This window comes from Duganella sp. CF458, from assembly GCF_900113115.1.
GTDB lineage: Bacteria > Pseudomonadota > Gammaproteobacteria > Burkholderiales > Burkholderiaceae_D > Rugamonas.
On sequence record NZ_FOOF01000008.1, the window covers coordinates 76874 to 100890 of the forward strand.

The following is a 24017-nucleotide window of genomic DNA, read 5'->3' on the forward strand; positions in this document are numbered from 1 at the left end:
ATGCAATCGACAACCCAGCAGGCGGGCGACCTGCGCCATGTAGTCAGTACGGTCGAACTGAACGCGTCGGCCGACGCGGTGTGGGCGGTGGTCGGTGGCTTCTACACCATCCACCACTGGCATCCCGATATCACGGAATCGGCCGTCGACCCGGAACAGACCGAGATTCCCATGCTGCGTCGGGTATTGACCTTCCCGGGGCAGCCTACCACCACCGAGGAACTGGTGACGATGGATAACCCGAATCGCTGGTACAGCTACAAATGGCAAGCCGGGGCGTGGGGCGAGCAAGTGAAGGAGTACCACGCGCAAATTCGCGTGCTGGAAATCGTTCCCGACCGGACCTGCATGGTGCATTGGTCCTCGACATTCCGCTACAAGGAAGACGCACTGAGCTCGTTTTACCAGCGCGGGTTCGACAATCTTATTGAACGCTTTGGCCGTCCGAAATCAAGGAGCTGACATGGGAAGCTATGTGGAAATCAACGATACCCTTCAACTCACGACGGAGCAGGGCTTCCCGGCAGACCTGCTGAATCTGTCGCGGCACCGGGAGAAGCCGATCACCTTGGAGGACATCGGGGACAGGGTGTTCGAATTCAAGGACAAGCCGAGCGCCCGCATCTTTCAGTTGGACCCGGTGCGGGTCTATTACGTGCACAACATCGACGGGAAGTGGCTGTTCTGGGGCAGGGTCTTCATCGAGAGCCAGACCATCTACAAGAAACTGAACACCGATGGCAGCTGGACGGAAGGAAGCTGGCTGACCTCCGGAACCTATCGCATCATTGACGTGTATCCGCCGGATTACCAGCACACGTTTACGTTGCACGAGGCTCCGGCGGATCGCAATTACTTCAAGCCGTAAGGCGGCCGCATTTTCCTGCAGCTTTCGCGGATTTGATATATGATGGTCGTCATGAGGAAGAAGACCATCAAACAACAGTTGCCAAGTCGTAAAGAAGAAACGCACGAACGGATCGTGGAAGTCGCGGCGCGCGCCATTCGCCGTACCGGCTACGGTGGCACCGGCGTGGCCGACATCATGAAAGAAGCCGGCCTGACACACGGTGGTTTCTATGCGCACTTCGATTCCCGCGATGCGCTGCTCGCTGAAGCGGGGGATCGGGCGGGCGCCGAATCGGTGGCGCTGGCGGCGCGCGTGGCGGCGGCGGCTCCCCCCGGGCAAGCGTTGCAGGCCATGATGCAGGCTTACCTGTCCCCTGAGCACATAGGGGCTATTGAGACTGGTTGTCCAGTCTCGGCACTAGGATCGGAGATGCCGAGGCAGGCGCCGGAGGTACGGCGTGTGGCGACCATCCACATCAAGGAAATGATCGACTTGTTTGCGCGTCAACTTCCGGACTGGGGCCAACCCCAGGCGCACGAGCAGGCAATGGCCCTGGTTTGCGGCTTGATCGGCACAACGATGGTGGCGCGGGCGGTCGACGATCCCAAGCTGTCGCAGGCGCTTTGTGCAGCCGCGCTGAAGCAGTTTTTACCGGCCGCCGAGTGAAGGGGGCGCAATGGCCACGCCCGTTTTTTTTGCCATTGAATATGATGGGTGTCATATTGTGTGTTCGATTTGAGAGGAAACTGGCGTTATGAAAAAGATTGCTTTGGTTACCGGCGCTTCGTCCGGCATTGGTGAGGCGACGGCAACGCGCCTGTCGGAGGCTGGCTTCAAGGTATACGGCACCAGTCGCCGTGGTGCCCAAGGGGCTAAGGGCAAATACGAAATGCTGCCGCTCGATGTGACCAGCGACGATTCGGTGCGAGCTGCAGTTGCGGCGGTGCTCGCCATGGAGGGCCAAATCGATTTGCTGGTCAATAACGCGGGTTTTGGCGTGGCCCCCGCGGGTGCGGAAGAAAGCTCGATCGAACAGGCGCAGGCAATTTTCGACACCAATTTCTTTGGCGTGGTCCGCATGACGCGCGCCGTGTTGCCCCATATGCGGGCTCGAGGGAAGGGCCGCGTCGTGCACATTGGATCCGTGCTGGGTTTCCTCCCTATGCCTTATGGCGCGCTTTATGCGGCCAGCAAGCACGCCATTGAAGGCTATTCGGAATCGCTGGACCACGAGCTGCGTAATTGGGGTATCCGTTCGATCGTGATCGAACCGGCGTACACCAAGACTCCATTCGATGCCAACCTGCTGGAACCGGACGCCAAGCTGGAAGCCTACGCTGAAGTGCGGAAGACCGTCGCGCACCGCGTGCAGGAAGCGATGGCCGGTGCCGAAGGACCAGGTGTGGTAGCGGAGACCATATTGAAAGCAGCGCTGGCAAGCAAGCCGCGACTGCGCTACACCGCCGGAACCCTGGCAAGGCGCCTCCGGCTGCTGCGCTCATTCGCGCCGACCGGCCTGGTGGACGCCGGGCTACGCAAGGACCTAAGCCTGGCCTAGCGCCATTCAGGCGTTCGGTTCATCTCGCTGATAAACAAGGAATATGGAAATGAAGGCACTAGTCTTGAAGCGCTACGGCGGCGCAAATAATGTTGAGTTCGCGGACCTTCCGCGGCCCACAATCAAGCCGGACGAGATATTGGTCCAGGTCTACGCGGCAGGCCTCAATCCCGTCGATAACATCATTGCGACGGGCAGCTTCAAACCGATCATCAAACTCCAACTGCCCGCGACCATGGGTAGCGACCTGGCGGGTGTTGTCGTGGAGCTCGGCAGTGCGGTGACTCGATTCAAAGTCGGCGACGCGGTCTTTGCCAGCACCTTTGACCTTGGCGTCGGTACGCTTGCCGAATATGCAGCGGTGCCGGAGCACGCTGCAGCGCTTAAACCGGACAACCTCGATTTTGTGCAGGCGGCTTCTATTCCAATGGTTGGCCTGACCTCGTGGCAAGCGTTCGCAGAACGGGCCCGGTTGCAGCCGGGCCAGAAGGTGTTTATACCGGCAGGCGCCGGAGGCATCGGCAGCTTTGCCATCCAGTTGGCGAAACTGCTTGGCGCCAAGGTGGCAACGACGACCAGCACGGGCAACGTGGACTTTGTGCGCCAGCTCGGCGCCGACGAAGTAATCGACTATAAAAAACAGGAGTTCGAGGAGCTGCTGCGCGACTACGACGTAGTCCTTGCAACGCTGCGTGGCGGCGAGCTGGAAAGGTCGCTGCAGGTCGTGGGGACGGGCAGCAAGATCGTATCGTTGGTCGGCCCGCCGGACGCCGCTTTCGCACAGCAGCGTGGGATGAATTTCGCGATGAAGTTCGTGTTCGAACTGCTGAGTGGGAAAATTATCCGGCTCGCGAAGCGGCGTAAGGCCAGCTACTCATTCCTATTCGTGCGTCCGGATGGCCGGCAACTGGCAAATATCGGCGATCACCTTGCCGCGTCACGCCTGCGTCCTGTGGTGGATACCGTGTTTCCCTTCGCCCAGGCAAAGGAGGGACTGGCCTACCTTGCGCAAGGCAGGGCGAAAGGGAAGGTGGTGGTGCAAATGGCGACGTCCGTTCCGGAGGCTTGAGAACGGGACTTGGAAGGGACTGGCGCCTGCCTTGTGTTTACTCGTCGTCAAATTCGGAAGTCAGGTCTTTGAAACCCTTACGCACTGCAAAGGCGAGGAACTCGTCTGGCGTGTCGAGCACGATCAAGCGCTTTTCCTGGATCACCGGATCGCCTGGTGCCAGATCAGGGCCGTTGTAGCCTAGCACGCGCAGGCGAGCGCTGATTTCGGCGATCAGCTTGAGATCTTTGTGTAATCCATCGGCAGCCGGTGCGGCCAGATCGACATATAGGTCGATCACGCCGTAACCTTCGTCGAAGATGCGAATGGATTTGATGTCGATGGTACGGCCACTGCCGTCCACTGCCTTGAACGGGCCGCTGAGCTGGATGTCGGTGTCTTGATTCATGCCGGCAGCATACACTATTTGGGTGATTTCGCGGCTGGAAATGCTCACTTGCCCAGCAAACGCAGGGACTCTTCCCAATCGTTTTCCCAGGCGTAGAGGAAGTCGTGCGATTTGAATGTGCGCTTTAATGGGCCGAGCGGAACACGGTACACGTCATGCAGGCCCAACGCCAAAGTGACTGGGTTCCATACCGCGTTTCGCTTCGATTTTCGGGCGCTTGCTTTGACGCGGGCGCCATCGTCGCCAAAGATACCTGTAGCCTCATCCAGTTGCCGAGCCAGGTCCAGGCGCACGAAAGCGGCGAATGCAAGCAGCACCTCTGCCTTGCTGATTCCGAACTGGGATTCGCTCGCGCCGGTCCCCTTTGCTTGCTGCTGCGCGGAGCTTGCCTCGTGCTTCAGCTTCCCGGCGAGGCGCTCGAGGTCCTTTTTGAGGAAGCGCAGTTCGTCGAGTGAGCGACGAAATCCCGGCTCGGGGAGCCTGGCTGGAAGCTTGTAGGCGTCCTTCGTGAACGTGATCAGCACGTCTTCACTGCCGGCCACCAGGCGGGCGACATCGTCTTGGAAGAAGATCGGTGCCGCGTAACCGCCGTTGGCATCCCCGAACAGCTCAGGGTACGCAGGATCGTAGTCAAGCCAGACTACTGGCGTCAGCCCGTTTTCCAGGAGGCGGGCAAGGGTCCAGGGTGCGCCGGTCTGCTGCGCCAGCCAGGCGCAGGCTTCCTTGGTCGTTGCGCGGAAAGGTAGTTCGATATTGCTCATTCGCTTTTCTGTAGGTTCTGCCGTGCACGCCCAATTATAGCTGCTGGGGATGGTACCCTCCTGAGGCGGCGGATGCCCAGAACCAGCCCGGTCATGCTCAGCATTGCACCGAGCATGCAAAGTGACACAACCAGGACATCCCACATCGGCCGCGAACGCATTGCCGCTGCGAAATCGAGCTGGTGCAAACCATTGAACAGCCAGCGATTCCATTTGCTGTTACGGTCGGCATGCCCAACCAGTTGGCCCAACGCGGGATCGGCATAGAACGTGGTCTCATCATTCAACTGGAACTGCACGCGCAGTACCGGGAATTGACGGTCTCCATGATGGCTGTAGTAGTAACTGTCGCCTGTATCGATCACCTCGGCCGTCAGCACCGGTGTGCCGGGTCGTGTGGCGCGCACGGCCTGTACCAGTACCTGTTCTGGAATAGGCGGCAGCACTGCGCCGCTGCCGGCATCCAGCAAAGTTTGCCGGGCACGATCAAGGGCCACGAAAAACAGCTTGCCGCCGACCCTGCGCCATTCGAGCTCCAGAAAATTGTCGCCGGCGTGGATGGTTTGCGCCAGATCGACCGACAGATCCTGGCGGCTCAGCGGACCACCTGCGAAGGCTAAGCGGTCGTTCGCCGTCACGCCCGGCGATGACAGCCAGTCGAAAGGCGTGACTGAAAGCCAGCCGCTGAACAGCCACGTCAGCGTCACCGTACCGATGCCGAGGCCAAGCCAGTGATGCCATGCCTGCCAACCGCGATACGGTGAGCGTCGGCCGCCGGCATAGCGCTGGCGCAGCCGCACGCGTTGGATGCCAAGGATCATGCCGGCCATCACCAGCACGAAGGCTGCGCCGGAAGTCCATAGCACCACTTGCCGCCATGGCTGTCCATGCTCGCGTAGTGGGGTAAAGTAGATCCAGTGGATGACGGAACCGGCCCAATTCCAGGCGCGCTCATTGCGCGTGGTGTCCCTTACCAGTTCACCGGTGCGGCCTGATACGTACAGCACACTGCCGGCCGTGTCGTCCGCCTCGACCCGGTACAGTGGCCGATGCACGCGGATGGAACCAAAAGACCACTGATCCAGCTCGATCGCCTGTACCGTCAAGCTCTTGGCTTCAAGCGCGGCCGCCCTGGCCGAGGCCTGGGCCATGTCCGGCGTGACGTGCAGCGCGGCGCCGGTGTCGGCCCAGGCCGACCACCAGCGGCCCTCGCGCATGAAGTGGTAGGCTGGCCGGCCCGCTACGGTGCTGATTTTCACAACACTTGGAATGCCTGCCTGCCCGGCAGACTGCCAGGCATCCCAGGCGCTCACCTTGACCCGCGCGAGATCCAACGGTGCGAGCCACGCCATGCGTTCCTGCCCGCTAAGGGCTGGATACGGCACGTACATCATCACGATGGCGGAGCCGAACCACAGGATTACGAGCAAGCCGACACCGATTCCGAGCCAGCGGTGTAGCAGGTGTAGCTGGCGTTTCCACGATCCCATGGCGCTGATGGTCAATAGCGCCACTGAATGGTCAGCTCGGCGTGACGGCGGTCGCCCAACAGGTACTGGCTGTCGCTGTACGAGGTGCTGGCGTACAGCTTGTCGGCCAGATTGCGCAAGTTAAGTTGCAGCAGGACGTTGCGGTTGACGTTCCAGCCCAGCGAGGCATCCATCGTTGTATAAGCCGGCAGCGCCTGCGTGTTGCCGTTGTCGATAAAGCGTTCACCCACATAGCGCGCCCCGATTGCCATGCGCCAGCCGTTGCTACGGTAGTTAAGCCACAAGTTGGACGACATCTTTGGTACGTCGGCCGGACGGTTACCGGCGCGCGAGACATTGCCGCCTTCGATCAACTGGTCGAACCGGGCGTCGGTGTAGGCCAGGTTGGCTTCCAAACGCCACTCTTGCGTGAGGTTCACGCTGGAACTGAGCTCGACGCCGCGCGACGACTGCTCACCGCCCTGGATCGACAGCGCTGGATTGGATGGGTCGCGGGTGATGATGTCGTCTTTGCTGATGCGGTATAGCGCCGCAGTCCATTCAGCTTTGCCGCTCGCCAGTGATTGCTTGATGCCCGCCTCGACCTGGCGCGAGCCGGTCAGCTTGTAGCGGCTGTTGGCCAGGTTCAGCGAAAGCAGGCTCGATACCGGGTCGCTGCCGCTGCTGACCTGGCCATACAGCGCGGTATCGGCGGCCAGTGTCCATGTCAAACCCAGTCGTACTGTATTCGAATGCAGCCTGGAGGTGAAACCAGCGGCACCCAGCAGGCTGACGCGCTCGACCTTGTACTGGTCGTGGCGCAATCCAGCGAGCAGCAGCAGGCTTGGGTAAATGGTGTAGGCGTCCTCCAGATAGAGCGCATGGCTTGTGGTATCGGTGTTGAAATTCGGGCGCAGGGGATCGGGGCTGTCGAACACGCCCGGGTTGAATCCAATCGGCGCCACGGTGGATGAACCACCGTAAGGCGAATTGTTGGTATGGGTGAAGTTGATGGTGGCCGCTTCCCAGCCGGCGACCATGCGGTTGGAACTCGCGTTCCAGCGCGCTTCAAGGCGATTGCCGGTCTGTTCCTGATCATGCTGGATGGCGATGTAGTCGCTGCGCTCGACCAACTTGGCTTGCGTGTCGTAGGAATAGTATTCCACGTTGCGCCAGTTGCGATGTGCCTTCATGTAGGCCAATTCATTACTGATGCTCAGCGCCGGGTTGACGCGCCAGGTGAGGCGGGCGACCGCTTTATCGTCTTTGAACGAGATGTCTGCGTCGCCGACGTTATAGTTCTGGTCGCGAAGCTCACGCGAGATGCGACCGCCGACCAGTGGCGTGCCGAAGTACCGCTGCGGCTCTTGCTCCAGGTGGTCAAGCGACAGGTCGACATCCAGGTTCGGCGCCAGCGCGTAAGCCATGCTGGAAAGGATCTTGCCGTGGCGGGACTGGCCGCGGTCGATGAAGCCATCGCTGCGATCGGCATAGGCGTCGAGGCGGAACGCTCCTTTTTCACCGAAGGCGCCAGTGGCACCAACGCCGCCCCGCAGCGCCTTGCCGCCGCCGATGCCGGCCATTGCCTCGAAGCTGGTGAGGCGCTGCGGCGCCTTGCGAATGGCATTGATGGTCGCACCGGTGGTGCCGCTGCCGTAGACGACCGAACCGGGACCGCGCAGCACCTCAATGTATTCATAGCCCCAGGGGTCGGACGGATAGGTGGCCGTGCCGGAGCCTACTTGCGGGCGCTGGCCGTTCTCCAGCAGTGCGATAGAGCCGTTGCCCGCGAAGCCGCGCGCGGAATAGGCGACGCCGTTACCCGGCGAACTGGTGTCGGTCAGGCCGGTTGTGCGTGTGATGGCATCTTTGACCTGCAGGTCGCCACGCGCCTGCATTGTGTCTGCGCTGAGCGATTCAACGCTGGCCGGCAATTCCTGCGCTGTCAGGTTCAACCGGCTGGCCGTAGCGCTTTGGCGCGCCAGTCCCAATCCCTCATACTCCATGGCTCCTTGCACGGTCACGGTTGGCATGATGTCGGTTTGCTGGGCCCACGCACCGGAGTTGTAAAGCACTGCGATGGCGGCAACGATTGGGTGCAGGGAAGGCAAATTGGCTGGGCGGAATGAGAACATGGAAGGATTTCTGCAGTAAGTAAACGCGTGACGCGGCAGCGCAACGGCCGGCATGACGCGAGCGCATTGCGAACGCGCGAGCGCACAACGACCAAGTGCGATTGCTTCAAGCTATAAATGGAAACGGCAAATACGTTTCTGCCAAAAGCCACACCCCGGGCTTTGGACATTCATCGTGACTGGCCGGTCTTCTGGCTTACCTTCATCCTTCCCTGATCGTGCCTTCCCGTGCGCTGCACAGTGGCGGTTGATCAAAGTCGTCAGGCTTACAGCAGCGGGGACTGCGCCGGACTGGTGCGAGATGAAAATCCCGCACGTCACCGGCTTCCCGTTTCACCCTTCAGCCGACAAGCAGAAGGGCACCTTTCACGTTTGGTGCGCATTTTACATGCAATCCACCCCGGCACGGTTAAAAAAAAGCGCATTGGGTTTATCATCGATCAGCCAGGTTCAAGGGCGGTTGTCCTGCGAAGGCCCCGGCGGCGAACAATCAAGGCACGAAAGGATGCTTGAATTGATGTATGGCACTTTGATGAAACGTGACCGGATCACGATGTCTCTTGCGCGACACTTGCTGCTCGTCATTTTGCTATGTGTAAAGCCTGTCGCTGCATCCGAGCTGGTGATGGCGATTTCCAACGGCAGCGGCATGCCCATGACTGACATTCGCGGTGAAGAATTGAGGGGCGGCATACTGAAGGAGTTCGGAGATGCACTCAGTGCGCAATTGCACCTGGAGCCAAGATACCTGATCCTGCCGCGTACCAGGGTCGAAGGCGCGCTGTTGCGGGGGCACGCCGACGTACTATGCGACTTGCGTCCCGAGTGGCTCGATAATCAGACCTTTCTCTGGTCTGACGCGATCATCTCGAACCGCATGATTGTCGCCATGCGTCGTGAAACACCCGTGCCGGCGTCGCTGGACGCTATCGCGGGAGTGCGGGTGGGGACGATCCGGGGCTACCGCTACCCCGAGGTTGAGCACCTGCAGCCCAAGGTCGAGCGTGATAATGCCGCGAACGACAGCCAGAACCTGGAAAAGTTGCTGCTCGGGCGTTTCGATTTCATTTTTACGAACCGTATCTATTTTGATTACCAGCGCAAGGCGCATCCAGAGCGGGCGCGGCTGGCCTCTAACCACCTGAAGATCACGGATTTCGATACCTATTGTGCAGTCCCCGCGCAAGGCAGGATTGGTATCAAGGACCTGAACCACGCGATCGATGCCCTCAAGGCGCGCGGCATTATCCAGTCGATCCTGGCGCGATATCGTCCGCAAGATCAGTCTTGATGATTGCCGAGGGTGGGCGCTCAACTCCTGTGGCCGAGCAAGGCCCGGTCATGACCTCGAGCAGATTACCGTCGGGGTCTTCAAAATATATCCCTCGACCTGCATCCTGGCGGTAGGCCCGGTACTTGAGTCTCCGGCCCTGGACCTGTGCGAAGACTTGGTCGAGTTCTTCTTCGCTCAGTAGAAAGGCGTGATGTTCGGAAGCGGCCGAGCCTTCGTTTTCGGTGAGAACCACGAGCATCGATCCAAGGTGGGACGGGTCGGGGAGCCCCAGGATTTCGGTAAGGAAGACTGCTGGTTTGCGCTTGTCGGCGCACCAGACAATGGTGTGTTTGAGTTGGATATTCACCGGCATTTCTAGAAAGCTCCTGTTTAATGCGTGCGAATTGCTCGCGGCAGAAGCAGTCTAAAACCTCAAGTATAATTGAGGTCAAGGGGGCAATGAACGTCATGACTGAGGAAGCTGAAATCTCTCGCAACCTGTCGGTCGGTGAAGTGGCCGGCCGTAGCGGCGTGGCCGTGTCCACCCTACATTTTTATGAAACAAAAGGGTTGATCAGCAGCTTTCGAACTGAAGGCAATCAGCGCCGCTATTCGCGGGACGTGCTGCGGCGCGTTGCCTTTATCCGTGTCGCCCAGCGGGTGGGCATATCGTTGGCGGACATTCAAACTGCGTTGGCCACCTTACCCGCAACGGGGGCTCCCGGCCGGGCGGATTGGGAACGGCTTTCCGCCAATTGGCGGGTGGAACTGGATGAGCGCATTGCCCAGCTTCGCAAGTTGCGGGACACGCTTGACGATTGCATCGGCTGCGGATGCCTCTCGATCGATCGTTGCCGGCTGCGTAACCCGTTCGACAAGCTGTCCGTGAAAGGAGCCGGCCCGCACCGTCTCCTGGTCAAGCATCGCGCGACGGAGGAGCCTTAGAATTGCTGGTTGCGAGCCACGAGTTCGCCAGGTGAACTGAGCAGGGGTATGTTCTCGTTCAGCGTGTCTTCACCTTTGATGTGCTCGTAGGAGGTGAGCGATGGCAGCAGGTCACGCAGCAGCGATTGCTGGCTCGGAATGGTTTTTTCCGACTGCAGCTTGCCCAGGATGATCGTCTTCACGTTCTCCGATTGGCTCGCCATCTGCTCCAGGCTTGCCTTCTTCAGCTTGCCCAGCCTGTAATTGAGCGAGACATTGCTGAGCGCATTGTCGTCGATCTCATGGTATTCATAGTTTTGGGTCTGCAAGGTTCCGTCGAACCACGGCGGGCTGGATTTTCCGATATCCGTATGGAACTGAGCGCCAAGGTGCGATTGCTGCGTTTGGTTAATCTTGCGGTCGTCGGGCTTTGTGCCCTCCACTTTGGTCGCCTGTGACACGTCATAGGAGAACGTGTCCTGTTCCCAAGCCTTGAGAGGGTTACTGGATTTTGGGGTCTGCTTGAGGGAAGCGCTGAAATCCGACAGGCCGGTCAGCGCAGAGCGGTCGTCGGAGTTCAACTGCCACTTCGATGGCGTGCGGAGGAAATCGTCGCGCTCTTCGGCGACGGCTGTCCGGTTCATATCGGCAAAGGCGTCCTTGAACATGGACATCAGCTTCTTGTCGCCATGTCCACGCGAGACGGCTTGGTCGAATTGGGCCAGATAGCTGTTGATCGCTTTTGCCTGCTGCTTCCTTGTACCAAGGTGCTCCAGGGTGCTGGTGTCCACATTCACTTCAGCTTGCCCTTCAGGGCCCCCAATGCTCACTCTCCGCATCGAATCGTCAATGTGGAAATCCAAGGCCTGCGATGTGGAATCTGGGCCAGCGACTTCTGCATGGAAATCAATTGACTCCAGAAACTTGCTATCAAACTGGGTCAGGCCGTTCAAACGGACTTGAGGGGTTGGCCCCGTCATCCCATCGATGGCGGCCTGGAAGCTCGCCGCCAGGTTGGTCAGGGCTTTACGCTCATCGTCATCCAGCTCTGCACTTGAGCTGACCTGATAGATCATGTCGTCATCGACATTGGCCAGGGTGAGGTCGACCTGCGCGCCGCTTCGTGTCGTGATACTCAGCGTGAACCTGTTATCGACCGTATCGGGCAATTTGGCATGATCCACCGGAACGGCCGCACCGGCACCCAGCTGCTTGAGCATGTCCGCCCCAAGGTCTTGGTAGCGTTGGCTGGTCGACATGGGCGTCGCGGCAGCGGCAAGCGCTTCCGGACTCAGTGTGACGATGGTTGAGGGCGCGGACGCCGCTGGCGTGTCGAGCCTGGCAACGACAGGATTGCTGCCCCGGCTGACGGTGGGGGCGCCGTAGCGACTGGCCGGTTGGCAGTTGGAGAGTGAGGAAATGGAACTCATTTCCACTTAACGGCAGTTCATTGGTGAAACTTTAATTGTGACCCTTCGGCACGAAAAAGCGTGCTACCCTAGCGTTGCTTTTGAGGAAATGTTTTTTCGTGCCCGCTTTGCGATCCGCAGCGGGCGGTTCCAAAGTCCAGGCAGGCCGCCGCTACCCGCAGCAGGCCCGCCGGGATTGATCCTGCGTCACCATCGCAATTGAAGGAATCTGAATGAGCAAGGGCGAACCACTTCGCCTGCACGTGCCCGAACCGACGGGACGTCCAGGTTGTGCAACTGATTTTTCCTATCTGCGCCTATCGCCGGCCGGCGCCGTGCGCCGTCCCGAAGTCGATGTGGCTCCCATGGATACGCGCGATCTCGCGTATTCCCTGGTCAGCGTACTCGACGGCGAGGGCAATGCAGTCGGGCCTTGGGTCCCGCAAATCGATATCGAAGTCGTGCGCAAGGGTTTGCGCGCCATGATGAAAACCCGCATCTTCGACAGCCGCATGCTGATGGCGCAGCGCCAGAAGAAGATGTCGTTTTACATGCAGAGCCTTGGCGAGGAGGCGATCGGGACCGCGCAGGCGCTTGCGCTCAATGTTGACGACATGTGCTTCCCGACCTACCGCCAGCAAAGCATTCTGGTCGTACGCGACTATCCGATGGTGGACATGATCTGCCAGTTGATGTCGAACGAGCGCGACCCGCTCAAGGGCCGGCAATTGCCGGTCATGTACTCGGTGAAGAAGGCTGGCTTCTTCTCCATATCCGGCAACCTGGCCACCCAATACATCCAGGCTGTGGGTTGGGGCATGGCATCGGCGATCAAGGGCGATACCAAGATCGCTTCGGCATGGATTGGCGACGGCGCCACGGCGGAGGCGGACTTCGACACCGCCCTGACTTTCGCCCACGTGTACCGCGCGCCGGTCATTCTCAATGTGGTGAATAACCAATGGGCGATCTCGACCTTCCAGGCGATTGCCGGCGGCGAAGACACCACTTTCGCAGCGCGCGGCGTCGGCTGCGGCATCGCTTCGCTGCGCGTCGATGGCAACGATTTCCTGGCCGTGTATGCGGCGTCGCAATGGGCCGCCGACCGGGCGCGCCGTAACCTTGGACCATGCCTGATCGAGTGGGTGACCTATCGCGCCGGACCGCATTCGACCTCGGACGACCCGTCGAAGTACCGTCCCGGCGACGATTGGTCGCATTTCCCCTTGGGCGATCCGATCGTGCGCCTGAAGCAGTATCTGATCAAAGCCGGCGCCTGGTCCGAACAGGAGCACGAGGAAACCCAGAAACGCCTGGAGGCGGAAGTATTGGCGGCGCAGAAAGAGGCCGAACAATACGGCACCATGGCCAGCGGCCATACCTTCAGTCCCGCGGAGATGTTCGATGGCATTTACAAGGACATGCCGGAACACTTGCGCGTGCAACGTCAGCAACTGGGGATCTGATATGGCGGAAAACACTGTAAAGACCTCCATGACCATGATCCAGGCGCTGCGCTCGGCGATGGACGTGATGATGGAGAAGGACGATAACGTCGTGGTCTTCGGCCAGGACGTGGGCTACTTTGGCGGCGTGTTCCGCTGCACCGAGGGCCTCCAGAAAAAATATGGCAAATCGCGCGTGTTCGATACGCCGATTTCCGAAGGCGGCATCGTCGGCGTGGCAATCGGCATGGGCGCGTATGGCTTGCGGCCGTGCATCGAGATCCAGTTTGCCGACTACATTTATCCTGCATACGACCAAATCGTGTCCGAGGCGGCGCGCCTGCGCTACCGGTCGGCGGGCGACTTCACCGCGCCGATCACCATCCGGACCCCGTGCGGCGGCGGCATCTACGGGGGCCAGACCCACAGCCAAAGCCCGGAAGCGGTCTTCGCCCACGTATGCGGTTTGCGGACCGTCATGCCGTCGAATCCTTACGACGCCAAGGGTTTGTTGATCGCTTCGATCGAGAATGACGATCCGGTGATCTTCCTCGAACCCAAGCGACTGTATAACGGGCCGTTCGATGGCCACCACGACAAGCCGGTAGTGCCGTGGTCGCAGAACCCTTTGGGCGAAGTGCCGGAGGGCTATTACACCGTGCCGCTGGACAAGGCGGCTATTTTCCGGCCGGGCAAGCAGCTCACTGTGCTCGCTTACGGCACCATGGTGTGGGTATGCGAAGCGGCTGCGCGGGAGACCGGAATCGACGCCGAGATCATCGACTTGCGCAGCCTGTGGCCATTGGACCTGGAGACGATCGTCGAGTCGGTCAAGAAAACCGGCCGCTGCGTGGTGGTGCATGAGGCCACCCGCACCTGCGGTTTCGGGGCCGAACTGCTGTCGCTGGTGCAGGAACACTGCTTCTACCATCTGGAAGCGCCGATCGAACGTGTGACGGGATGGGATACGCCTTATCCGCACGCGCAGGAATGGGCGTATTTCCCGGGGCCGGCGCGGGTTGGCGCGGCCTTCAAACGTACGGTGGAGGCATAAGATGGGTATTCACGTCATCAAGATGCCTGATATTGGCGAGGGCATTGCGGAAGTTGAACTGGTCATGTGGCATGTCAAGGTGGGCGATGCCGTTACCGAGGACATGATCCTGGCGGATGTCATGACCGATAAGGCCACGATCGAAATTCCTTCGCCCGTCCACGGCACCGTGGCCATGCTGGGCGGCGCGGCGGGCCATGTAATGGCCGTCGGGGCGGACTTGATTCATATTGAAGTGGAGGGCGCGGGCAACCTGAAGGCGCAAGCAGGCGCGGCTCCTGCTCATGCAGCGCCACCGCCGCCGGCGCCTGCCGCAAGTCCCGCTCCCGCCGTTGCGGCGCCCACGACGCCTGCCAAGGCGACGCAGGCAGAGGTGCCGGTGCCCGTCCCGGCGGCGCCGCGTGCGCCCGCATCGGCGCCGGCCCGTGTGGCACGCGAAGCCGGCGAACGTCCGCTTGCTTCGCCAGCCGTGCGCAAGCGCGCCTGGGATATGGGCGTCGAGCTCCAGTTCGTGCACGGCAGTGGCCCGGCTGGCCGCATCCTGGGCACGGATCTTGAGGCCTATGCCGCGCGCGGCGTGCAAGGCGGCTCGCCGTCCACGGCAACGGGCGGATACCGTGAGAACCACGCGGAGCAGGCCATTCCGTTAATCGGCTTGCGCCGCAAGATCGCGCAGAAGATGCAGGAGTCCAAGCGCCGCATACCGCACTTCTCCTACGTCGAGGAGGTTGACGTCACCGAGCTTGAAAACCTGCGCGTGCGCATGAACGAGCAATGGGGCAAGGAGCGCGGCAAGCTGACCGTTCTGCCATTGCTGGCGCGAGCCCTGGTGGTTGCGTTGCGCCAGTTCCCGCAGATGAATGCGCGCTTCGACGACGATGCCGGCGTCGTCACACAGTATGGCGCTGTCCATCTCGGCGTCGCCACCCAGACCGATTCGGGGCTGATGGTGTCGGTGATGCGTCACGCCGAGGCGCGCGACATGTGGTCCAGCGCTGCCGAGATCGGGCGCCTGGCCGATGCCGCACGTACCGGTAAAGCCACGCGCGACGAGTTGTCCGGCTCGACCATCACGATCTCCAGCCTGGGGCCGCTTGGCGGCATTGTCACGACGCCTGTGATCAACCATCCGGAAGTCGCGATCATCGGCGTCAACAAGATCGTGGAGCGGCCGATGGTGCGTCAAGGCGCGGTGGTTATCCGCAAGATGATGAATCTTTCGTCTTCCTTCGATCACCGCGTGGTTGATGGAATGGATGCCGCCCAATTCGTGCAAACCATCCGCGGCTTGCTCGAATGCCCGGCCATGCTATTTGTGGAGTAATCGATGAATCAACACACCACTACGCTGCTGGTGATCGGCGGCGGTCCTGGCGGCTATATTGCGGCCATCCGCGCCGGCCAGCTTGGCATACCTACCACCCTGGTGGAAGCCGCTGAATTGGGCGGCACGTGCCTGAACGTTGGTTGCATCCCATCCAAGGCCTTGATCCATGCGGCCGAGGAATTCGAAAAGGCCAGCCATTTCGCCAGCGGTTCGGCGCTTGGCATTTCGGTGCAGGCGCCACGCATCGACATCGGCCAGACCGTGCTTTGGAAAGACGGCATCGTCGGGCGCTTGACCGGCGGGGTGGCCGCATTGCTGAAGAAAAACGGCGTGCGTGTCGTCAAGGGTTGGGCCAACATCGTTGACGGCAAGACCGTCGAAGTGATCCGCGACGGCGAAAGCCCGCAGCGCATCGGCTGCGAGCACCTGTTGCTGGCGACAGGTTCGCACGCCACCGAGCTGCCCTTCATGCCGTTCGGCGAGCCGGTGATCAGCGCAACGGAAGCTCTGTCGCCCAAGACTGTGCCGGGCAGGCTGGTCGTCGTGGGTGCCGGGTATATCGGTCTTGAACTGGGTACTGCATATACCAAGCTTGGGGCGGAAGTGCACGTGGTGGAGGCGCAGGAACGCATCCTGCCTGCCTACGACACGGAGCTGACCCGCCCAGTGGCGATTGCGCTCAAGGGCTTGGGCATTGAAACCCACCTTGGCTGCACCGTGCTCGGCCTGAACGGGGAGGGCAATGCGGTGCGCATCCGCGATGCCACCGGCGCGGAGTCGGCATTGCCTGCGGCGCAGGTCCTGGTTGCGGTTGGGCGGCGCCCGAGCACGCGCGGCTTCGGCCTGGAAAAACTGCGCATCGATATGGATGGGCACTTCATCAAGGTGGACGACCAGTGCCGCACCTCGATGCGCGATGTGTGGGCCATCGGCGACGTGACCGGCGAGCCAATGCTGGCGCACCGCGCCATGGCGCAAGGCGAGATGGTGGCCGAGATCATCAGCGGCAAGCGCAGGCATTTCAGTCCAGCGGCCATTGCGGCGGTGTGCTTTACCGATCCCGAGGTGGTGGTGGTTGGCGCTACGCCACAGGCGGCGCGTGCGCAGGGGATCGATTGCGTTGAAGCCATGTTCCCATTTGCTGCCAATGGGCGCGCGATGTCGCTTGAATCGAAGGACGGTTTCGTGCGGGTGGTGGCACGGCGCGACAATCATCTGATCGTCGGCTGGCAGGCGGTCGGCAAGGCAGTGTCGGAGCTATCGGCCGCTTTTGGCCAGTCCATCGAGATGGGTGCGACGCTCGAGGATGTGGCGGGCACGATCCATGCGCATCCGACCTTGGGCGAGGCGATCCAGGAGGCCGCACTGCGCGCCTTGGGGCACGCGCTGCATATTTGAGCCCTTCTTGCCGAAGACCTGCTTATAGGCTTCGGCAAGAAATGATGTGGCGCACCAAAGCCGGTTTCGTTACTGTTGCGGTGGCTGCTGCTGCTGCTGCTGTTGTTGCTGTTGGTTGCGCTTGGCGATTTCGTTGCCGACATAACCGCCACCGACTGCACCGACGACGGTGGCCAGCTTACGGCCATTGCCGCCGCCTACCTGGTTACCGATCAAACCACCCACCACGGCTCCGATACCGATGCCCAGCGCGCTGTTCTGCGCTACGGGTGCAGGCGCGGGTGCGGGTGTGGGTGCGGGCGCAGGCGCTGTGGATGGCGACGACACTTGCGGTTCCGCTGCCGCCACGTGCGGGGCTGGCGCATACGTCCTATGTGCCACCGGCTTGCGTTCCGCCACCTTGCGTACTTCGGGTTCAGGCACTGGCGCTACCTCGGTAGCCGGCGTCGCGGCGGCGGCAATCGGTGCGGCGACTGCGCCAGGCATCGTGTTCGCATTGGAGTTTGGCAGGAGGCCCGCAATCGATGCGGCGCCAGCCAGGCTTACGATTGCTACCGAGGCGGCGGCAAGGATGATCATTGGGTGAGTCTTGGTGCGTGCGCTGTTTTCCATTTTCTTCTTTCCTGAATTCGCCATGATTGGCGCTTACATCCAGAACGGCCGGGAAGGGGAATACGGTGACGCAAAAACTGTTTCGGCGGTAAGCAAATGTTACCGTTGCCAACCCGCTCGAGTGGCATATTTGGCAATTCGAGGAAGGAATTCGACCGTTTGTCGCATACCGGGGACGGCAGCTCCATCCCATTCCATAGAATTCAAGCTGGCCAATCCGTGCCATTTCAAAAGAGAGAATCCATGAGACTTCCGCTGTCCGCACTTGCACTGTCGCTGGCCGCCATGGGCGCCCAGGCTGAAACACCTTTCAACTTTGCCGCCACGCCGGGCAAGCTGCCCAAGGACGTGATCCCGCTTCAATATACGGCGCACCTGGTGCCGGATGTGGCGAACAATACCTTCAGCGGTTCCGAGTCGGTGGAGATCGAGGTCCGGAAGGCCACTTCGAGCATCATGCTGAATGCCATGAACATGGAAATCGACGCGGCGAGCCTGAGCGGCATGGGCTTGGCGGAAACCAAACTGGAACCGTTGCTGGACAAGCAGGCGCAGACCCTCAGCTTCAAGCTGGCCAAGCCGCTGGCGCCGGGCAAATATACGCTCGCGCTCAAGTTCCGCGGCGTCGTCAACCGCGAACCGCGCGGCCTGTTCTACCTGAAGTACAAGAACGGTGCGGACGACAAGTCCCTGTTGGCGACGACCATGGAACCGACCGATGCGCGCCGCCTGCTGCCAACCTGGGACGAGCCGTCTTTCCGCGCGAAGTTCAAGCTGACAGTGGATGTCCCCGCCAGCTTCAAGGCCTTCTCGAACACGCCGGCTGAAAAGCAGGAAACCCTGCCGAACGGCCTGCAACGCGTGTCTTTCGGTGTCACTCCGAAGATGCCAAGCTATCTGTTCGTGCTGGTTGCTGGTGAAATGGCGCGCAATGCGGCCACGCAGGATGGCGTCGAAATCGGCGTGGTCTCCACCATCGGCAAGGAAGGGTCTACCCAATTTGCGCTGGATGCTTCCAAAGAGCTCCTGCATTACTACAACAACTACTTCGGCGTTCCTTACCCGCTGGCCAAACTGGACCAGATCGCCATCCCCGGCATGAACGGCGCGATGGAAAACTGGGGCGGCATCGTCTACAACGAGGCGGCCCTCCTATACGACGCGAAAAAGAACCCGGACAGCACCAAGCAGACCGTTTATTCCGTCACCGCCCACGAGATGGCCCACCAGTGGTTCGGCAACCTTGTCACCATGGCTTGGTGGGACAACCTCTGGCTCAATGAAGGCTTTGCCTCCTGGATGGCGGCCAAAGCCACTGCCAGCTTCCATCCCGAATGGCGCGTCCAGCTCGATGCGATGGTTGATCGCGAAGGCGTGATGAACCTTGATGCGCGCGCCACCACGCACCCGATCCAGACCAAGGTGGAAAACGAAGAGCAGGCCAACAGCGTGTTCGACGCGATCACCTACGGCAAGGGCCAGGCTTTCCTGCACATGCTCGAAGCTTACCTTGGCGAGGAGGCGTTCCGCAAAGGCATCCAGGCCTACATGGCCAAGCATCAGTACTCCAACACCACGACTGCCGACCTGTGGGCGGCGCTGGAAAAGGCATCGGGCAAGCCTGTCGCGACGCTGGCCTCCGACTGGACTACCCAGGCCGGCGTACCGGTCGTGAAGGTCGCGCAGAGCTGCGAGAAGGGCCAACGCAAGATCACCTTGACGCAGCAGCCATTCGTGTTGGACGGCAGCCCCGTTCCGCAACGCTTGTGGCACATTCCGGTCGCCCTGGGAACGGTCGGCGGCAAGGCGGAGTACACCATGCTGTCGAGCGCCAGCACCACAGTGACCCGCGCCGGCTGCGATGGCCAGTTGATCGTCGATCCGGACAGTGTCGGGTACTACCGGGTGCAGTACGACGACGCCAGCTTCAATGCGCTGGCTGCAATGGCCACCAAGCTGCCGGACGCGAGCCGCGTCAAGCTGTTGGGCGACGCCTGGGCCATGGTGGTGAGCGAGCGTATTCCTCTTTCCCGTTACCTTTCCCTGGCCGGCCAGTTCAAGGACGAGCCGCGCCTTGCCGCCTGGGGTGCGATGTTGAATAACCTGGGCAATCTCTATAACCTGGCGCAAGGCACGCCGGAACGCGCCAAGCTTGGGCGCTACATCGCCGCGCTGGTGCTGCCCAAATTCCAGGCGCTGGGCTGGGAAGAGAAGCCGGGCGAATCTGTCGAGGATCGCCAATTGCGCACCGCGCTGGCCGGCGTGCTGGCCCGCACGGGCGACGAGAAGGTGATCGCGGAAGCCCGTGCGCGCTTCCAGCGCTACCTGGCAGATCCGGCCAGCCTGCCGCCTTCCTCGCTGGGCTTCGTGATGTCGGTGGTGGGACGTTACGCCGACGAGGGGACGTACGACGCGCTCAAGGGCCTGGCGTTGAAGGCGCAGTCGGTGGAAGAGCGCAACCGTTTCGCACGGTCCCTGGCGCTGGCAATCGACCCCAAGCTGTCCGAGCGCACGCTGCGGATTGCGCTGTTGCCGGAACTGCCGATCCAGCTGACCAGCATGGTGGTGCCAAGCGTGGCCTCGGCTGAACACGTCGACCAGGCCTGGGCCTTCGCGGTCGAGCATCGCGAGGCGCTGCTGAAGAACCAGGATTCGGTAGCGGGCAACCGCATGTATCCGGCCATCGTCGCCAGCTCGGTCAACGCGGCCGATGCGGACAAGATGGAAGCCTACGTCAAGGAGCATTTCTCGGCCGACGCGCTGGTCGATGCCAAGCGCATTGGCAACGGCGTACGGGTGCGCGCCAAGCAAAGGGCGCTGCTGGTGTCCCAGATCGGTCCGGCGCTCGAGGGCCTCAAGTAAGACTGATCCGGAATGAAACGGGCGGGCACTTTGGTGCCCGCTTTCGCTTAGAGCAGAAGCTGATACTGATAGGTGTTATTGGTGTGGCTATCCGAATAGTAATAGGTTACCTTGGTACCCTCGGTGCGCTTGGTGGCCCTGCGCCCGTCCGCGCCGTTAACGTAATACTCTTTGACTGATACGTTGTATGCCTTGGGTTTGCCCGTTTCGGGATCGGTCGTGTGTCGCGATTTGTTGGAGATGCCATTGCCCACTTCATTGCCCGCCATGAGATGGGCGATGGCAATCCGATCCGCCTCGTTAACCTTGCTGCGATCGATTACCCCCTTGCGGATGGCGACATTCCCGCTTGGTGCCGTGCCACGCGTGCGCTGTAGCTGGATGGCGTCCAGCGAATTTTCCTTCACGCAGTAGCTCGCCAGGTTCATGATCAATGTGGTCAGGTTGGGGAAGCTTGTCGAGCCGGAGTTTTCAATCTTCGGCAGGTAGTAAATGTACTTTGGATGCCAAACAGCGCTGTCGTCGTTCTTGATGAGATTGGCCACTTCCGACAGCGTATATGGGGTTCCTGCAATTGTGAACATGGGATCACCTCACGTTAATTTCATGCCGGCGCCGGAGGCACCGGCACCACGGAGATGCGTTTGACGGTGACCACTACATTCTGGTACATGCTCTTGTAGTTCTTGTCCTTGCCCTCGGCATTCGCAAGCTCGGCCAGGGAAAAGTCCTTGCTGCCGAAGTATTGGTTTTGTGGTGAGATCTGGATCTGGAGTTGTTTAGGCAGCGATCGAACGATACGCTGCCGCTTCCCGGCGCAAGCGGCAGATTGGCAAGTCTGGATTTCGATGTAGTCGACGACTGTGTCGAGTACCACCGTGTAGGTGCCGACTGCAAGCCTGGCCGGCTTCTTTGCCTGCTGCGATACGGTCAGGCGCATACGTTCGCCGCGCGGGGGCTTTTGCAGGTCGAACACGCCGACTGCGTTCTGCCGCGGTTTCAGGCCAATACTGGCTTCGTCGATCCGGAAAACGCTGAAGTAGCTTTTTTGCATGGACAGGAGGCGTTGCGACTCCTCCTCGAACTCCTTTGTATTGAGCTCAGGCTTGCTCTCCACTGGCTGCGGGGGCGGCACTGCGGGCGTAACCGGCTCGGTGGCGGTAGGTGCCGGCGTTGGCTGTTGCGCGGACTGCATTTGCGTACATGCCGACAAGGCGGCGAGCACGAAGATGAAGCAGCTATGAGTGCGTTTCATTAAAAGCCTCACTGAAACGATGGGACAGGGTCAGCGGGCAACGCGGAAGCCGACTCGCACATCGGAGTTGGCCCGGTCGTCCCACGTCCTGGCGGAGGGACGGACATCCGCTTCGACGGAATCATAAGCGCCTCCTTTTTGCACTTTCTTGCGGCAGGCGGATTCGCTTTGGTCGCGCTTGCTGGGGGCGTCGGCATGGCTGCCGTACCAGCAATCGTCGACCCACTCGAATACGTTGCCCACCATGTCGTACAGGCCCCGATGATCCTTGAAGCTGCCAACGGGAGCGGGTCCGGTAATCGGCAGGTGGCTGCCGCATTGCCCGCAGTGCGCGTAATCCTCTCCAATCGCATCACCCCAGGGATAGGCGGTGCTGGCGCCGGCGCGTGCCGCGTATTCCCATTCCGCCTCGGTCGGCAAACGGTACGAAAGGCCTGTCTTACTCGAAAGCCAGGCGACGAACTGCTGGGCGGCATCCCAGCTCACCTGCGTGACCGGGAGTTTTCCTTGCGCAGTTGCCTGTGATTTGATGGGCGGGCAGGCCCGGTCGGCAACGCATAATTGCCATTGATCGACGCTGACTTCCTGCGCAGCGATGCTGAAAGCTGCGATCTTCCCGGTGACAGCGCCGAATTCTTCGCCGGCAGCTCGCGTATCGCCAGGCATGGCTCCCATGCGGTAGCTTCCTTCTGGAATGTCGACCATGGCGGGACAAGCAAGCGACCCATCGTCGAACTTCAGGGTGCATGATGCTGGCGCAGCTGCGGCGGGCATGGGGGCAGCAGGGGGAGCCGCCTTTGGCAGCTCTTTGATTGCAACGGGCGCTGGTGGCCGCGGCTTGGGTGAGGGCCAGAACAGAGCCGCAGCGATCAGGCAAAGTACGACGAATACACCGAACATTCTTGCCACCTTCGGCCAGCGCGCCTTGCTCGGCGGCGGGACCTCGGAAGCAACTTCCGTGTCGGCCTGCGGCGCCTGCATTATCGGTCGCGCCAATGGAACGATCGTCGATTCCGCATCTGCGTTGGGCACTCCCTGGATCGGTTGAGTTGGCCGGATCGAAACAGGCGCGCTGCGTCCGACAGAGGCCGGCGTCTCAACGATTGGAGCGGGTGCGAATGGCATGGAAACCGGGCCCTGATCCAGCACCGGCTCCAATCCCAGCATGGTGCGGAACTGGCTGACGCTTTGCGGCCGATGCTCCGGCCTCAAATTCAGCGCTGCGTCGAGCGCCGTAAGGAACGGCGCGCTATAGCGGTCCTTGGCGCTGACAGCCAAGGGAACCATTGAATCCGACAACAGGCGCGACATGGCTGCTGGCGGCACCGACTCCGTGATGATGTAATACGCCACCGAGGCCAGTGCGTACAGATCGGTCCAGGGTCCGTGACTGATGTGGTTCATGTCGCCATACTGTTCGATCGGGGCATAACCCGGTTTCAGAATGACGGTAAGGGTTTGCGTGACGTCGCCGATCACATGGCGAGCCGCACCGAAGTCGAGCAGCAACGGCGTGCGGCCCTCGATCATCAGGATATTGTCGGGCGCGATGTCGCGGTGATAGCAGCGCTTATCGTGCAGCACTTGCAGGGCATCGAGGATCTGGCCAAGAAACTTCTGCAGCCAGGCTTCCTCGGTGAAAGGCGTGCGTTCCAGCTTGAGCAGTTGCTTGAGGGTGGGAGCATCGTAGAACGGCATCGCCATATAGCCGGTGCCATTGGCTTCCCAGAAGCGGTACACCTTGACCAGTGATGGGTGATCGAACTTGGCCAGCAGCTGCGCCTCCTTGACGAAGCTTTGCAGGCCGACGCGGAATGCCTCCGCGTAGTGTTCGGACAGGATGGTCACATGGGTATTGTCCTGCCGGCCTGCAAACGAAACCGGCATGTATTCCTTCACCGCGACATCGCGTCCGAGCGAATGGTCGTATGCGCGGTAGACGATACCAAATCCACCTTGGCCAACCACACTCCTGATTTCGAACTCCGCCAGCATGGTGCCCGGAGCAAGTGCATGCGGCGACACGCGTCCGGGTCTCAGCACGGTCTGATCGCTGTCGCTGAAAGAGTGGTCGGTCATGTTGATCCTGGATGACTGGTTGATTCTCTTATGCGGAAGTATAACGACTAGTCGCGTTTCGAGTGCAGGAAAGTGAGGTGACAAAGCGAGAGATTTGAATGATATTTCGGAGATAAAATTGCAGAAGACGCCACGCAATTTGCGCAACG

Annotated in this window: 22 protein-coding genes and 1 riboswitch; of the genes, 12 read left to right on the forward strand and 10 right to left on the reverse strand. The window is 60.8% G+C overall.

Annotated elements, in window-relative coordinates:
• The 5 genes from BM269_RS13740 to BM269_RS13760 all read left to right on the forward strand — a co-directional run bounded on the left by BM269_RS13740 (position 1) and on the right by BM269_RS13760 (position 3477).
• Positions 1 to 462 (forward strand): SRPBCC family protein, encoded by a 462-nt coding sequence (locus BM269_RS13740; RefSeq protein WP_090437586.1) that lies wholly within the window; start codon positions 1 to 3, stop codon positions 460 to 462.
• A 1-nt stretch (position 463) separates the two neighbouring features.
• Positions 464 to 868, forward strand: a complete 405-nt coding sequence (locus tag BM269_RS13745) for a hypothetical protein (protein ID WP_090437587.1) — start codon at positions 464 to 466, stop codon at positions 866 to 868.
• Positions 869 to 907: 39 nt separating this feature from the next.
• Positions 908 to 1516, forward strand: a complete 609-nt coding sequence (locus tag BM269_RS13750; protein ID WP_090437588.1) for a TetR/AcrR family transcriptional regulator — start codon at positions 908 to 910, stop codon at positions 1514 to 1516.
• An 88-nt stretch (positions 1517 to 1604) separates the two neighbouring features.
• On the forward strand, positions 1605 to 2408 hold the full coding sequence (locus BM269_RS13755; protein WP_090437589.1) for an oxidoreductase: 804 nt from the start codon (positions 1605 to 1607) through the stop codon (positions 2406 to 2408).
• 49 nt (positions 2409 to 2457) lie between these two features.
• Entirely contained in the window at positions 2458 to 3477 is a 1020-nt protein-coding gene (locus tag BM269_RS13760) for an NADP-dependent oxidoreductase (RefSeq protein WP_090437590.1), read from the forward strand.
• Between the two features lie 37 nt (positions 3478 to 3514).
• Here BM269_RS13760 and BM269_RS13765 read toward each other — a convergent pair whose 3' ends face one another.
• From BM269_RS13765 to BM269_RS13780, 4 genes are all read right to left on the reverse strand, one after another.
• Complete coding sequence (locus BM269_RS13765; protein ID WP_307153299.1) at positions 3515 to 3913, reverse strand: hypothetical protein; 399 nt, start codon at positions 3911 to 3913, stop codon at positions 3515 to 3517.
• Positions 3910 to 4626, reverse strand: a complete 717-nt coding sequence (locus tag BM269_RS13770; protein WP_090437591.1) for a hypothetical protein — start codon at positions 4624 to 4626, stop codon at positions 3910 to 3912. The genes BM269_RS13765 and BM269_RS13770 overlap by 4 nt, the downstream gene beginning before the upstream one ends.
• On the reverse strand, positions 4623 to 6056 hold the full coding sequence (locus BM269_RS13775; protein ID WP_170860371.1) for a PepSY domain-containing protein: 1434 nt from the start codon (positions 6054 to 6056) through the stop codon (positions 4623 to 4625). The genes BM269_RS13770 and BM269_RS13775 overlap by 4 nt, the downstream gene beginning before the upstream one ends.
• A gap of 71 nt (positions 6057 to 6127) precedes the next feature.
• Positions 6128 to 8230 carry a TonB-dependent receptor gene (locus tag BM269_RS13780; RefSeq protein ID WP_170860372.1) on the reverse strand — a complete coding sequence of 701 codons (2103 nt, stop codon included), beginning with the start codon at positions 8228 to 8230 and terminating at the stop codon, positions 6128 to 6130.
• A 163-nt stretch (positions 8231 to 8393) separates the two neighbouring features.
• Positions 8394 to 8612: riboswitch (cobalamin riboswitch) on the reverse strand.
• A gap of 6 nt (positions 8613 to 8618) precedes the next feature.
• On the opposite strand from BM269_RS13780, the gene BM269_RS13785 reads away from it, so the two are divergent.
• Positions 8619 to 9521, forward strand: a complete 903-nt coding sequence (locus tag BM269_RS13785; protein ID WP_229204645.1) for a substrate-binding periplasmic protein — start codon at positions 8619 to 8621, stop codon at positions 9519 to 9521.
• On the opposite strand, the gene BM269_RS13790 is transcribed toward BM269_RS13785, so the two are convergent.
• Positions 9475 to 9876 carry a VOC family protein gene (locus tag BM269_RS13790; protein ID WP_373994391.1) on the reverse strand — a complete coding sequence of 134 codons (402 nt, stop codon included), beginning with the start codon at positions 9874 to 9876 and terminating at the stop codon, positions 9475 to 9477. The two genes, BM269_RS13785 and BM269_RS13790, sit on opposite strands and share 47 nt — an antisense overlap.
• Before the next feature lie 86 nt (positions 9877 to 9962).
• Between BM269_RS13790 and soxR the strand changes: the two genes are divergently transcribed.
• Complete coding sequence (soxR, locus tag BM269_RS13795) at positions 9963 to 10448, forward strand: redox-sensitive transcriptional activator SoxR (RefSeq protein WP_090437594.1); 486 nt, start codon at positions 9963 to 9965, stop codon at positions 10446 to 10448.
• Here the strand turns inward: soxR and BM269_RS13800 are convergent.
• Positions 10445 to 11857 carry a hypothetical protein gene (locus BM269_RS13800; protein WP_139232743.1) on the reverse strand — a complete coding sequence of 471 codons (1413 nt, stop codon included), beginning with the start codon at positions 11855 to 11857 and terminating at the stop codon, positions 10445 to 10447. The genes soxR and BM269_RS13800 overlap by 4 nt on opposite strands.
• Before the next feature lie 212 nt (positions 11858 to 12069).
• Here BM269_RS13800 and BM269_RS13805 point away from each other — a divergent pair, with 212 nt between their 5' ends.
• Genes BM269_RS13805 through lpdA form a run of 4 tightly spaced genes read left to right on the forward strand, consistent with a single transcriptional unit; the run spans position 12070 to position 17060 of the window.
• Positions 12070 to 13302 (forward strand): 3-methyl-2-oxobutanoate dehydrogenase (2-methylpropanoyl-transferring) subunit alpha, encoded by a 1233-nt coding sequence (locus BM269_RS13805; protein WP_090437596.1) that lies wholly within the window; start codon positions 12070 to 12072, stop codon positions 13300 to 13302.
• Position 13303: 1 nt separating this feature from the next.
• Positions 13304 to 14335: an alpha-ketoacid dehydrogenase subunit beta gene (locus BM269_RS13810; RefSeq protein WP_090437597.1), complete on the forward strand. Its 1032-nt coding sequence runs from the start codon at positions 13304 to 13306 to the stop codon at positions 14333 to 14335.
• Position 14336: 1 nt separating this feature from the next.
• Positions 14337 to 15659, forward strand: a complete 1323-nt coding sequence (locus BM269_RS13815; RefSeq protein ID WP_090437598.1) for a dihydrolipoamide acetyltransferase family protein — start codon at positions 14337 to 14339, stop codon at positions 15657 to 15659.
• 3 nt (positions 15660 to 15662) lie between these two features.
• Positions 15663 to 17060, forward strand: coding sequence for a dihydrolipoyl dehydrogenase (gene lpdA, locus BM269_RS13820; protein ID WP_090437599.1), 1398 nt, complete (start codon positions 15663 to 15665; stop codon positions 17058 to 17060).
• Between the two features lie 69 nt (positions 17061 to 17129).
• Here the strand turns inward: lpdA and BM269_RS30050 are convergent, their stop codons facing one another.
• Entirely contained in the window at positions 17130 to 17672 is a 543-nt protein-coding gene (locus BM269_RS30050; RefSeq protein WP_090437600.1) for a glycine zipper 2TM domain-containing protein, read from the reverse strand.
• A gap of 243 nt (positions 17673 to 17915) precedes the next feature.
• On the opposite strand from BM269_RS30050, the gene BM269_RS13830 reads away from it, so the two are divergent.
• Positions 17916 to 20534: a M1 family metallopeptidase gene (locus tag BM269_RS13830; protein ID WP_170860373.1), complete on the forward strand. Its 2619-nt coding sequence runs from the start codon at positions 17916 to 17918 to the stop codon at positions 20532 to 20534.
• A 47-nt stretch (positions 20535 to 20581) separates the two neighbouring features.
• Here BM269_RS13830 and BM269_RS13835 read toward each other — a convergent pair whose 3' ends face one another.
• The 3 genes from BM269_RS13835 to BM269_RS13845 are packed head-to-tail and all read right to left on the reverse strand — an operon-like array spanning position 20582 to position 23868.
• Positions 20582 to 21118, reverse strand: a complete 537-nt coding sequence (locus BM269_RS13835) for a hypothetical protein (RefSeq protein ID WP_090437602.1) — start codon at positions 21116 to 21118, stop codon at positions 20582 to 20584.
• Between the two features lie 20 nt (positions 21119 to 21138).
• The gene (locus BM269_RS13840; RefSeq protein WP_090437603.1) at positions 21139 to 21789 is read right to left on the reverse strand and encodes a hypothetical protein; all 651 of its coding nucleotides are present in this window, start codon (positions 21787 to 21789) and stop codon (positions 21139 to 21141) included.
• A 30-nt stretch (positions 21790 to 21819) separates the two neighbouring features.
• Positions 21820 to 23868, reverse strand: coding sequence for a bifunctional serine/threonine-protein kinase/formylglycine-generating enzyme family protein (locus BM269_RS13845; RefSeq protein WP_090437604.1), 2049 nt, complete (start codon positions 23866 to 23868; stop codon positions 21820 to 21822).
• Between the last annotated feature and the right edge of the window lie 149 nt (positions 23869 to 24017).